Source organism: Parvimonas micra, from assembly GCF_037482165.1.
Lineage (GTDB): Bacteria > Bacillota > Clostridia > Tissierellales > Peptoniphilaceae > Parvimonas.
Genome location: NZ_CP148048.1, coordinates 61,635 through 73,989 on the forward strand (window position 1 = coordinate 61,635; position 12,355 = coordinate 73,989).

General features: G+C 28.1%; 10 protein-coding genes. 7 read left to right on the forward strand and 3 right to left on the reverse strand.

Translation table 11 applies throughout. The features are described 5' to 3' along the window. The first annotated feature begins 283 nt into the window (after window positions 1–283). The 4 genes from WFJ11_RS00265 (at window position 284) to WFJ11_RS00280 (ending at window position 6,859) form a co-directional block, all read left to right on the forward strand. Window positions 284–3,682, forward strand: a complete 3,399-nt coding sequence (locus WFJ11_RS00265; protein WP_338817416.1) for an ATP-binding cassette domain-containing protein — start codon at window positions 284–286, stop codon at window positions 3,680–3,682. A gap of 398 nt (window positions 3,683–4,080) precedes the next feature. Then, on the forward strand, window positions 4,081–5,028 hold the full coding sequence (locus tag WFJ11_RS00270; RefSeq protein ID WP_009354912.1) for an NAD-dependent epimerase/dehydratase family protein: 948 nt from the start codon (window positions 4,081–4,083) through the stop codon (window positions 5,026–5,028). 22 nt (window positions 5,029–5,050) lie between these two features. After that, a complete protein-coding gene (locus WFJ11_RS00275; protein WP_293440481.1) occupies window positions 5,051–6,235 on the forward strand; it encodes a glycine C-acetyltransferase in 1,185 nt (394 codons plus the stop codon). A 282-nt stretch (window positions 6,236–6,517) separates the two neighbouring features. Next, complete coding sequence (locus WFJ11_RS00280) at window positions 6,518–6,859, forward strand: hypothetical protein (protein ID WP_338817417.1); 342 nt, start codon at window positions 6,518–6,520, stop codon at window positions 6,857–6,859. A gap of 43 nt (window positions 6,860–6,902) precedes the next feature. Here WFJ11_RS00280 and WFJ11_RS00285 read toward each other — a convergent pair whose 3' ends face one another. After that, window positions 6,903–7,082: a hypothetical protein gene (locus WFJ11_RS00285; RefSeq protein ID WP_338817418.1), complete on the reverse strand. Its 180-nt coding sequence runs from the start codon at window positions 7,080–7,082 to the stop codon at window positions 6,903–6,905. On the opposite strand from WFJ11_RS00285, the gene WFJ11_RS00290 reads away from it, so the two are divergent. Further along, window positions 7,072–8,058: a S1C family serine protease gene (locus WFJ11_RS00290; RefSeq protein WP_338817419.1), complete on the forward strand. Its 987-nt coding sequence runs from the start codon at window positions 7,072–7,074 to the stop codon at window positions 8,056–8,058. The genes WFJ11_RS00285 and WFJ11_RS00290 overlap by 11 nt on opposite strands. 119 nt (window positions 8,059–8,177) lie before the next feature. Here WFJ11_RS00290 and WFJ11_RS00295 read toward each other — a convergent pair whose 3' ends face one another. After that, the gene (locus tag WFJ11_RS00295; RefSeq protein ID WP_313961346.1) at window positions 8,178–8,570 is read right to left on the reverse strand and encodes a hypothetical protein; all 393 of its coding nucleotides are present in this window, start codon (window positions 8,568–8,570) and stop codon (window positions 8,178–8,180) included. A 447-nt stretch (window positions 8,571–9,017) separates the two neighbouring features. Here WFJ11_RS00295 and WFJ11_RS00300 point away from each other — a divergent pair, with 447 nt between their 5' ends. After that, complete coding sequence (locus WFJ11_RS00300; protein WP_338817420.1) at window positions 9,018–10,757, forward strand: DEAD/DEAH box helicase; 1,740 nt, start codon at window positions 9,018–9,020, stop codon at window positions 10,755–10,757. Between the two features lie 27 nt (window positions 10,758–10,784). Further along, window positions 10,785–11,489 (forward strand): TrmH family RNA methyltransferase, encoded by a 705-nt coding sequence (locus WFJ11_RS00305; protein WP_338817421.1) that lies wholly within the window; start codon window positions 10,785–10,787, stop codon window positions 11,487–11,489. A 502-nt stretch (window positions 11,490–11,991) separates the two neighbouring features. Here the strand turns inward: WFJ11_RS00305 and WFJ11_RS00310 are convergent. Further along, complete coding sequence (locus WFJ11_RS00310; RefSeq protein ID WP_009354846.1) at window positions 11,992–12,210, reverse strand: DUF1858 domain-containing protein; 219 nt, start codon at window positions 12,208–12,210, stop codon at window positions 11,992–11,994. Window positions 12,211–12,355: the final 145 nt, after the last annotated feature.

The window sequence follows — 12,355 nt, forward strand, 5'->3', positions numbered from 1 at the left end:
AAAATTGAATTATTTAACTTTATATTATATCGTGTTTTGTTTTTGATAAATTTTTAAGGTAAACACAATGAAATTAATATAATTTAACAAAGTTAAATTATATTAATTATATCACTAGAACAAAGTTTTTTCAATTTTATTTTTCTATATTAATAAGAAATGTTAATTTTTTGTACAAATTTTTAGTTGAAAGTGTTTATTTTTATTGTATTTATTTAATTTTTTAGATAGAGGGTATATAAAATTTAAATCAAAAAATTTATATTAGTAAAGGAGGACGGGAATGTTACAGCTTAAGAATATCAGTAAAAGTTATAAAACAGGAGATTTAATTCAAAAAGCATTAGATAATGTATCTCTTAATTTTAGAGATAATGAATTTGTATCTATTCTTGGTCCGAGTGGTAGTGGAAAATCTACTCTGTTAAATATAATAGGTGGATTGGATAAGTATGAACAAGGTGAGCTTTTAATTGATGGAATATCAACAAAAAAATATAAAAATGAAGATTGGGACAGCTATAGGAATCATACAATAGGTTTTGTTTTTCAAAGTTATAATTTAATTTCTCATCAGACTATTTTGGCCAATGTGGAATTGGCTTTAACTATTTCTGGAATTTCTAAGGCTGAAAGAGAACAAAGAGCTATAGATGTACTGGATAAGGTTGGGCTTAAAAGTCAAATGCACAAAAAGCCTAATCAGTTATCAGGTGGACAAATGCAAAGAGTTGCTATAGCAAGGGCTCTTGTAAATAATCCTAGCATTGTACTTGCGGACGAACCGACAGGTGCGCTCGATTCGGAAACGAGTGTTCAAGTAATGGAGTTACTTAAAGAGGTAGCCAAGGATAGACTTGTAATAATGGTTACTCATAATCCTAAGTTGGCAAATGAATATTCGACTAGAATTGTTGAATTAAATGACGGACGAATTATTTCTGATACTAATCCTTTTGTTTTAGAGAATGAAAGTGAAGGGGTTCATAAAAATTTTGGAAAGTCTTCAATGTCATATCTAACAAGTATAGCTTTAAGTTTTAATAATTTAAAAACTAAATTCAAAAGAACTCTAATGGTAGCAATAGCTGGATCAATTGGAATAATTGGGATAGCTTTAATTTTAGGCCTATCCAATGGAGTAAATCAGTTTATTAAAGATACAGAAGAGGAAACAATGATTTCTTATCCAATAGAGATTGATAAAAGTAGTTTTTCTATGGGTAGAATGTTTGAAACATCAAGTGGAGAAAATAATGATGGAGATATAACAGAAATCAAAATTATTCAAAAGATGTTATCAGCAATTAATAAAAATGATTTATCTTCTTTAAAAGAATATTTTGAAAATGACGGAAAATCAATCAATAATTATGCTAAGACAATAGAATACAAATATGATATTACGCCTGTAATTTATACTTTAAATAAAGAAAAATATGTTAAAGTAAATCCTAATGAGGCAATGAAATCAATGGGTTTTTCTTCAAATAATTTTCTTTTTTCAAGTAATTCTATGAAAGCATTTAATAAATTACCTAAGAATGATAGTCTGTATAAGGATCAATATACTTTAAAATATGGCTCTTGGCCAAGTAACGAAAATGAAGCGATAGTAATAACTAACTCAAAGGGTTATCTATCTGATTTTATTTTTTATTCACTGGGGCTTCGTGATAATGATGAGCTTTTAAAAATGGTAAAAAAATTTGCAAATAGAGAAAAAACTGATGTAGAAGAGGATAACATCTCTTGGAAGTACGAAGATATTGTGGGTAGAGAGTTCAAAGTTTTAAGTAGCTCACAGCTTTATTCATATGACTCTAAAAATAAGGTTTATATAGAAAATTCTATGGATAGTACATTTGTAGAAAATCTTTTGAAAAATAATTCAAAAAAAATAAAAATAGTTGGAATAGCGTCTCCAAATAGTGACGAAAGTACACTCATTTTAAAACCTGGTATTTGGTATACGGATGACTTAGAAACAAATTTAAGAAAAATATCAAAAGAAAGTGAAGTTGTAAAGGCACAAAAAGAAAGCCCAGATGTTAATGTTTTAACAAATACTCCTTTTGGAGAAAAAATCAAACAAAATTTAGACTTTGCAAAGTTGTTTTCGATAGATCAGAAAAAACTGTTTGAAGCTTTTAAAATAGATATTTCTAAATTAAATTTTGATGCTAATTCAATGAAAAATATTGATTTTTCAAAATATTTAAATACTAGTTCAGATGTTGATTTTTTTAAAAATTTAGATATAAAACTCGATTCGGATAAATTAATTGGATTAATAAGTAATATTCTAAAAGGATATTTAGATTATTCTTCTAAAGATCCTTCGACTAATTATAGCGAATTGTCTAGCTCATTTTATGAATTTATGAAAACAGATTCTGCTAAAAATATTCTAAAAGAATTTTTTTCTAAGATGATTTCTAAAAATAGTGGAACTTTAATCACAAATGAAAAGATAACTGAAATAATGAAATCCATTATGTCAGGATATCCTGAATTTGCAAAAAAGAACAACTACACAGATCCTAATAAATTTAATCAATATTTACTAGAGTATTTGAAAAGTCCAGAAGCGAGAGAAAAAGTTTCAGCTGAAACTAGAAAGCTATTAAATTCTTTGAGAGAAAATTTAAAAATAGATAATAAAGATATATCAGAATTAGCAGAAGCTTTATCAAATGGATATTTGAAATATGCTAAAGAAAATAACAAGCCTGATCCATCTAAATTAAAAGATTCTTTTAATTCTTATATTGCAACTGATGAAGCAAAAAATATGATTTCTTCGGGAGTGAATGACTTAATAAAAGGTAGTTTAAAAGGAAATCAAAATTCTTCACAAAGTTTTGTGGAAAATTTGATGAAAAATATATCAACTGCAATAGCCGATAATATTAAAAATGTTCTAACATCTTCTATGAAAAATTTACCACAGGCAATATCCATAGATCCAAGTAAATTCGGAAATGCCTTTTCAATGAATTTAAATGAAGAAGAAATAAAATCTTTTATTATGGCTATGGCTAATAGTAATGAAAGTTCGTATGAGAATAATATGAAATTATTTAACTATGCGGAAGATAATGATATTTCTAAAATTAGTATATATCCTAAAGATTTTGAAGCTAAAAAATCAATAATTTCTTTGTTAGATAGCTATAATGAGATGAGGAAAAACAATTTCGAAGAGGATAAAATGATAACCTATACAGATTTAGTTGGAGCAATACTTTCTTCCGTAACTACAATTATAAATGTAATAAGTTATGTATTAATTGCTTTCGTATCCATATCGCTTATTGTTTCTTCAATTATGATTGGGGTTATAACCTATATAAGTGTGCTCGAAAGAAAGAAAGAGATTGGAATTTTAAGATCTATTGGGGCTTCGAAGAAAAATATATCACAAGTCTTTAATGCGGAAACTGGAATAATAGGCTTGTTCGCAGGACTACTTGGAGTTGGAATAACATATTTATTACTAATACCGATAAATATTGTAATAAGAAAAGTTACTGAAATGCCGAATATAACGGCTTATTTATCCGTTCCGCAGGCTATAACCTTAATCTTAATTAGTATGATTTTGACTTTAATTGGTGGATTTATTCCTTCAAAGAGCGCTGCAAAACAAAATCCAGTTGAAGCTTTAAGAACAGAATAATAAAATTAGTATAAAACTAAGGAGATTATCCTTAGTTTTTTTTATATTCCATTGTTTTAATAATTTATATAAAAATACTTTTGCTTTTAAAATTGATTAAAAATTTGATTTTTAGACTATATTTATTGTATAAAAATAAATTTTTTTGATAAATTATTAAGACAACGATATTTTTAGTGACAAACAAGATTAATATACGATTAGAAGATTTATTGTTTTAAAAAAGATTTTGTGATTTTTGCTTTATTATTATAATACTATTTGAATTATTTATACTCTTATACCTTGTAAAAATATTAATTTTTTTAATATAAGGTGTTGTAAAGTAATTAAAATTGATGTATAATACATCTGGATGGTAAAAATTTTACTCAGTTATTTTGAAAGGAGATTGAATAATGAAAAGGATTTTAATGACAGGAGCACTTGGACAAATCGGTACAGAATTGGCTCTTTATTTGGGGGACATTTATGGAAGAGAAAATATCTTAGCTACAGATTGCTCAGATGCAAACAAAGCGGCTATCGAAGATATTCGTTTTGAAACATTAGACGTTACTGATCCAAAAAGAATGTTTGAATTAGCTAAAGAATTTAAAGCTGATACTATAGTAAATTTAGCAGCAATACTTTCTGCTAGAGGAGAAAGTATGCCACAATTAACTTGGAAGGTTAATGTTGACGGAGTTGTAAATACTTTAGAAGTTGCAAGAGAATTAAATGCAAAAGTATTTGTACCTTCATCAATAGCAGCATTTGGAGCAGGAACTCCACTTGATAATACACCACAAGTTACTATTCAAAGACCTAATACTATGTATGGAGTAACAAAAGTTTCAGGAGAACTTTTATGCGATTACTATTTTAATAAATTTGGAGTTGACGTAAGAGGAGTTCGTTATCCAGGAATTATTTCTTATAAAACATTACCTGGTGCAGGAACAACTGACTATGCAGTTCATATTTATTATGAAGCAATTAAAAATAAAGCTTACACTTCTTATATAGGTAAAGGAACTCAAATGGATATGCTTTATATGCCAGATGCACTTAAAGCAGTTGTTGATTTAATGGAAGCTGATCCTTCAAAACTTAAAGACAGAAATGCTTTCAATATTACAGCTATGAGTTTAACTCCAGAAATTTTAGAAGAAAGCATTAAAAAATATATGCCTGAATTTAAATTAAGCTACGATGTAGATCCAATCAGACAAGCTATAGCTGAAAGCTGGCCAAATTCATTAGATGACTCTGCAGCAAGAGAACAATGGGGTTGGAAACCAAGCTTTGATTTGGATAAGATGACAGTAGATATGTTAGAAAACTTAAGTAAAAAATTAAAATAGTTATAGATAGGAGAATAAAGATATGAGTATTCATGATTTAAAATTTTTACAAGAAAAAGTTAATAAGTTAAAAGAAGACGGAGTTTACCGTAAATTACCTGTATTAAATGGAAAGAATTCATCAACAATTGTTCTTGATGGAAAAGAAATGGTAAATTTATCTGCAAACAACTATTTAGGACTTGCTAATAATCCAGTTTTAAAGAAAAAAGCTCAAGAAGCTATTGAAAAATATGGTGTAGGTGCTGGTGCAGTAAGAACTATCATCGGAAATATGGATTTACACGAAGAATTGGAAAAGAAATTAGCAACTTTCAAAAAATCTCCAAGAGCATTTATATTCCAATCAGGTTATGATTGTAATATAGGAACTATCCAAGCAATTACAGAAAAAGGTGATTTAATTATCTCTGATGAATTAAACCACGCTTCAATTATAGACGGTATTAGAATGACTAAAGCTGATAAAGCAGTTTTCAAACACAGTGATATGGAAGATCTTGAAAGAGTTTTAGTTGAAGCTCAAGGAAAATATAAAACAATCTTAATTATTACTGACGGTGTTTTCTCAATGGACGGAGACCTTGCAAAATTACCTGAAATTGTAAAATTAGCTGAAAAATATAATGCTTTAACTTATGTTGATGACGCTCATGGTTCAGGAGTAATGGGAAGCCACGGAAGAGGAACTGTAGATCATTTCGGGTTACATGATAAAGTTGACTTTGTTATCGGAACTCTTTCAAAAGCAATCGGAGTTAAAGGTGGATATGTTGCTTGTAACGAAGTTGCTTACGAATGGTTAAACCATAGAGCAAGACCAGTTCTATTTAGTACAACTTTATCTCCTGGAGATACTGCAGCTTGTATCGCATCTGTTGAAACTTTAATCGAATCAGATGAATTACAAAAGAAACTTTGGGATAATGCTAAATACTTTAAAGAACAATTAGGGAAATTAGGATTTAACACTGGTCATTCAGAAACTCCAATTACTCCAGTAATTATCGGAGATGAAGCTAAGACTATGGAATTTTCTAAAAAATTAAGAGAATACGGAGTATTCGGTTCAGCTATAGTATTCCCAACTGTACCAAGAGGAACAGGAAGAATTCGTTGTATGATTTCTGCAGCTCATAGTAAAGAAGAATTAGACAAAGCTGTAAAAGCATTCGAATTAGCTGGAAAAGATATGGGAATTCTTTAAGATTAAGCTTAGAAAATAGAGAAAAATAAAAAAATATTAAAGAGGAGAAAATTTCTCCTCTTTTTTAACTTCATTTAAGTTTTTGTCGATATAATGTTAGCAGTTGATAGATGAAACAATAGAAAATACAATTCTACTATTAACTGCAAAATTTATTTTTTGAATATATTTTTAAAAAATAAAAAATTTTTTAAAAAATTTTTTTCTTTAAGCTTACTTTAAGGTTGACAGTTTAAAATATATTCAAGATAATAAATGATATTAAAAAAGAGGTGATTTATTATGGACGATAAAAGAGATAATATCTTCGATGAAAATGAAAATAATATAAAAAATGAAGAACATAAAGAAGAAACTTCAAGACAAAATGAAAATAATTTAAATGAAACGCAAAAATTGTTCAATGAAGAAGATATAAATAACTCAATCGATGAGGATTATGGAGAATATACTGAAGATCCATATGATTATTATAAACAACAAGAAATTTATGATGAACCATATATGGAAGATTCAAATACGCAAGATAAAAAATTTGAATCTTATGTTGATGGTATTGTTCAAAAAGAATTTGAAAAAGAAAAAAAGCTAATAGATTTAAATCTTTTTCAAAATTCTTATTAGCTATAATTTTAGCTAGTGCAATAAGTATAAGTGGAACTAGTTTCTACTTAAAGAGTAATAGTGGAAAGTCACTTTTAAATAATTCTTCAAATGATAAAGAAGCGACTGCAACAACTATTAATACTTCTGAAAATCCAAATGTTGAAAAAGCAGTTGCACAAAAATCAATGCAATCAGTTGTAGGTATAACAACTGTTGGGGTTTCTGAAGATATGTTTTCCACTCAAAAACAAACAAAGGGACTTGGTTCAGGGGTTATAGTAAGTAAAGATGGTTACATTTTAACAAATAACCACGTTGTTGACCCTTCAAAAACAAAATCTGTAACAGTAATACTAAGCGACGGAACTAAAAGAGAAGCCAAAGTCTTATGGAGTGACAAAACTTTAGACTTAGCAGTTATCAAGATAGATCCAAGCGGTCTTAATTTAAAACCAGTTGAATTTGGGGACAGTTCTCAAGTTTCAATAGGTGATAAAGCTATAGCAATTGGTAATCCACTTGGTATAAATTTAAAATCAACTTTAACTTCTGGTTATATTTCAGGAAAAGATAGAGTTATTACTTTACAAGATGGATCTACTATGGAAGGTTTATTCCAAACAGATGCAGCAATAAACCCAGGAAATAGTGGTGGTGGATTATTTAATGATAAAGGACAACTTATCGGAATAAATACAGCAAAAGCTGGTAATAGTGACGGAATCGGATTTGCAATTCCTTCGAATTTGGCAAAACCTATTTTGGAACAAATAATTAAAAACGGTAAGTTCGAAAGTGTAACACTAGGTATAAAAGGTATAGATGTTTCACGATATAATGTCTTAGGACAAACAAAATTACCTGTTGACTCAGGTGTATATATTCATGAAGTTCTATCAGGTTCTCCAGCAGAATCTGCAGGACTAAAACCGAAAGATATTATTACTAAAGTTGGAGATACTAAAGTTACATCTAACTCAAGTTTAAAAGCAGCTTTATTGAACTACAAGATAGGTGATAAAGTTAAACTTGAAGTTTATAGAGATGGAAAAGCAACTACAATAGAAGTTAAATTTGAAAAATTTAATCTAGAAAATAGTAGTAATGACAGTAAGAACAACAATAGTAAAAAATATAACAAGAATTTTAACGGAAATAATTTCGGTAACGACAATGAAGACGGTAGCGATAATTATGACGGAAATGATGATAATTAATTAGCATATTAGTAGAGATTTTTTTATAAATCCTCCGTAAAAATAAATAAATGCAAAAAAAGCTATGAATTATATTCATAGCTTTTTTTGTTACTCTATTTAAGAGTAGTATTTATAAATTATTTGTAAATATTTTCTTTAGACAGTTTAAATTCATAATTATCATCTTCATCAATTATTGTTTCATCATCAACAAATGAAAGTTTGTATTCTAACTTATTTGCTGTTAAATATTTTTTATCACCTTTTTTTACTATTTTAGGATTATCAAATGAAGTGGCATTTTCTTTTTTGATTTTATCTTTAGCCTTATTAACATCATCAGGAGTTGAATTTGGATTTATTTTGCTTGGTTCTCCTGAATATATAAGAACTTTTTCGGTAATTACAATTTCTCCGCCATTTTTACCAACAAATTTTTTTCCATAATAATTTTTAACTTCATTATTCCCCGTACAAGCAGTTAAAAGTAAAATCATAAAACATAATAATACTTTACTAATTTTTTTCATACTTTACCTCCAATTAAATAATATAATATGTAAATAGATAGAATCTAAAATTTTAAATAATCTCCATTCTTGTACCTACTAGGGTAAAAATAAAACATACTGCCCTCCAAAATCTTTTTTACAATATTAAACTAAATTGATTTCTCAATACTATATTATCAAAAAAAAAAATAAAGTCAATATATATTTGAATAAATGTAAATTTTATAAAAAATTAATGAAGTATATTTATTATTCCCAAGTTATCCACATTTTTTGTGGATAACTGTAGTAAATTGTGGATTTAAGTTGAAAGTTGGACTGTATTTATGATATAATATATCGTTGAGTTATAAAAAAGAACTAAAATATAACTCATAATATGTCGTGATGTTTAATGTATAGTTTGTTTTTGTCTTTTTCTTTCGGAACTAACGTTAAGGTTCACGATAAAAGAAAGGGAAAAATATGATAGAAAATTTTAATGATTTTAATTTGTCGAAGGAAGTTTTAAAAGCCGTTGTTGAAATGGGCTTTGAAGAACCTTCTCCAATTCAAAAACAAGCAATTCCGACTATGTTAAACAACGAGGATATAATCGGTCAAGCACAAACGGGAACAGGAAAGACAGCATCGTTCGGTATTCCTATAGTAGAAAAAGTAAATAAAAACAGTAAGACAACTCAGGCTATGGTACTATGTCCAACAAGAGAATTGTCAATTCAAGTTGCAGAAGAAATTTCGAAACTTGCAAAGTATAAGGGAGTAACAGTTGTTCCAATCTATGGAGGTCAACCTATAGAAAGACAAATCCGTTCTCTAAAAATGGGAGTTCAAGTTATTGTCGGAACTCCAGGACGTGTTATAGACCATATTAAGAGAAAAACTTTAAAAACTGAAAATATTAAAACTTTTGTATTGGACGAAGCGGATGAAATGTTTGATATGGGCTTTAGAGAAGATATTGAAAAAATTATAGGCTTTTTACCTTATGAAAGACAAACAACTTTCTTCTCTGCTACAATGGATCATGAAATGATGGATTTTGCTGCAAGATACCAAAGCGAACCAAGACTTATAAAAGTCGTACCAAAGGAATTAACAGTTCCAAAGGTAACTCAATACTATTTTGCACTTAAGCATAATATGAAACTTGAAATTCTATCCCGTATTTTAGATGTTCAAAATCCAAAACTTACAGTAGTTTTTTGTAATACTAAAAAAATGGTTGATGACTTAACTGCAGGGCTTCAATCTCGTGGATATTTTGCGGATGGACTTCATGGAGATTTAAAACAAATCCAAAGAGATGGGGTAATGAATAAATTTAGAAATTCCACAATAGATATCTTGGTTGCGACAGATGTTGCTGCTCGTGGAATAGATGTTGACGATGTAGATTTAGTTATAAATTACGATATGCCTCAAGATGTGGAATACTATGTTCACAGAATAGGTAGAACTGCAAGAGCAGGTAGAGAGGGAACTGCAATAAGTTTTGTTTCTCCAAGGGAAATGAATACTTTATCTCAAATTCAAAAATACACAAAAACTAAAATAGAAAAAAGAGATATGCCAACTCTTAAAGACTTGATTAAAAGACATGAAGAAAGATTTATGGAAGACATCAAGGAAGAAATCAATAAAAATGAACATACAAAAGAGTTAAATCTTATAAATATTCTAATGAGTGAAGACTATTCTCCGATTGATATAGCTGCTTGTCTTTTAAAACATTATAATGAGAATAATAAACTTAACAATCACGAAGAGCTTATAGACGTGGATATTAAGAAGAATAAGAAAAAGGGAAATGACAAGACTTCTATTTCAAACAAGGCTGGAAAGTCAAATGTTACTGAAAAGAATTCCGGAAGAATTTATATTAACATTGGTTCAAGAAAGGGAGTTTCTCAAAGACATATAGTTTCTGCACTTTGTAATGATGCGAATATAAGCGCAAGAGATATTGGAGATATCGAAATTTTTGAAAAGTTCAGTTTTGTAAATATTCATAAAAACGCACTTAAAGATGCAGTAAATAACCTAAATAATGCTCATATTAAGGGCTTTAAGGTTTTAGTTGAACTTGCGAACAAAAAGGAAGACTCTTCAAAATTTTCTGCAAAATCTAAAGATAAGAAAAATAAAAAGGATAAAAAAGACAAAAAGGTTGAAAAATCTAAACGTGATAAAAAGAGAAGATAATTTTTCAAGAAAATTAAGGTAAATTTTATGGAATTTTGTAAATATAAAAAAGATTTGAATTTTTCATACACAATGGGAGCTTTCCCAACGATTGAGCTTTTACAGTCAAAAAATTACAAGATTATATCAGTTTTGGTACATTCAAAATATGACGACAAAGCAGGTCTTGAAAAAATTTGTGATGAAAAAGGAATTAATTTAATTTATAATGATAAAATTGTAAATAAACTTCAAAACAAAGAAAACACATTTGTTATTGGAGTTTTTGAAAAAAACTTTGCAAAGATAAAAAAAGACAATCACATACTATTATGTGAGCCGAGAGATAAGGGAAATTTAGGGACAATTTTACGAACTGCATTGGGTTTCGGATTTAAAAATATTGCAATAATAGACGGTTGTGATATTTTTGATCCTAAAACTGTTAGAGCTTCAATGGGAGCAATCTTTAAAATGAATGTAGAAATTTTTAAAAATTTTGAAGACTACAAAAAAACTTTTGAAGAAAATAATATTTACTCTTTCATTTTAAATAAGGATTCAGTGTCTCTAAAAAATGTAGAGATTAAAAAGCCTTTTACATTGATGTTCGGAAACGAATCACATGGACTTGAAAACTTTGACTTAAGTGGAACAACTTCCGTATTCATAGAACAGAGCGAAGACATAGATAGCTTTAATTTACCAATTGCAAGTTCAATAGCAATGTATAAATTTATGGAAAAAGAATAAAAAATATAAGTAAAAAGCAGGGGAAATCCCTGCTTTTTTGATACATTGACTCCTGAAATCTCATAGCATAAAAATTAACAATATTTGAAGTTTATTTACTGTTCACGTTTATCTGCTAATCGAAGTTATTTCTTTATACGTCATTTCGAGCGAAGTCGAGAAATCTCATAGTTTTGCTTGCAAACAAGCAAAACTAAATGTATCGAAGATACATACAATGTAAAAGACTTATTTATTAAAAGTCTTTAAGATAATTTCATATGAATTATATAAATATTATAGTTTTTATACAAGTCCTTTACAGGACTTACTATTATTTGTAAACAAATAATAGTAGTGGGATCTTTCGACTTCGCTCAAGATGACGTGTTGGTGGCTTTTCTTCTCAAAATGCTATGACGTGAAATATTTCGTTTTATATATGATATTTAATAAACCATATTGTTTTACCAAAGTAAAAAAGCAGGGAAGTCCCTGCTTTTTTGTCTTAGTATGGATGCATTTAAGCATTAATAAAGTTTTCTAACTTTTCTTTTAATTCGTCAAATTCAAATCCACCTTTAATAGCAATCATTTCAAGAGTTGCAATATCTTTCATCATTGCAAATAATTCTGGATTATCAAGATTTGAATATTCTGGACTTAAAGTCTTTAAGAAGTTTTTAACTTCTGGATATTTTTCAACTAATTCACCAATTTTTGTACTTTTTTCTAATTTCATAGTATTTCTCCTTTTCTCTAATCAATTTAATAATTTTATATATGATTTATTTTTTATGTTAATAATATTATAGCATAATTTGTATTGAAAATCTGTTGCATTTGAAACAAAAGAAAAAATTTTTAAAATTTTTTACATAAAAAAA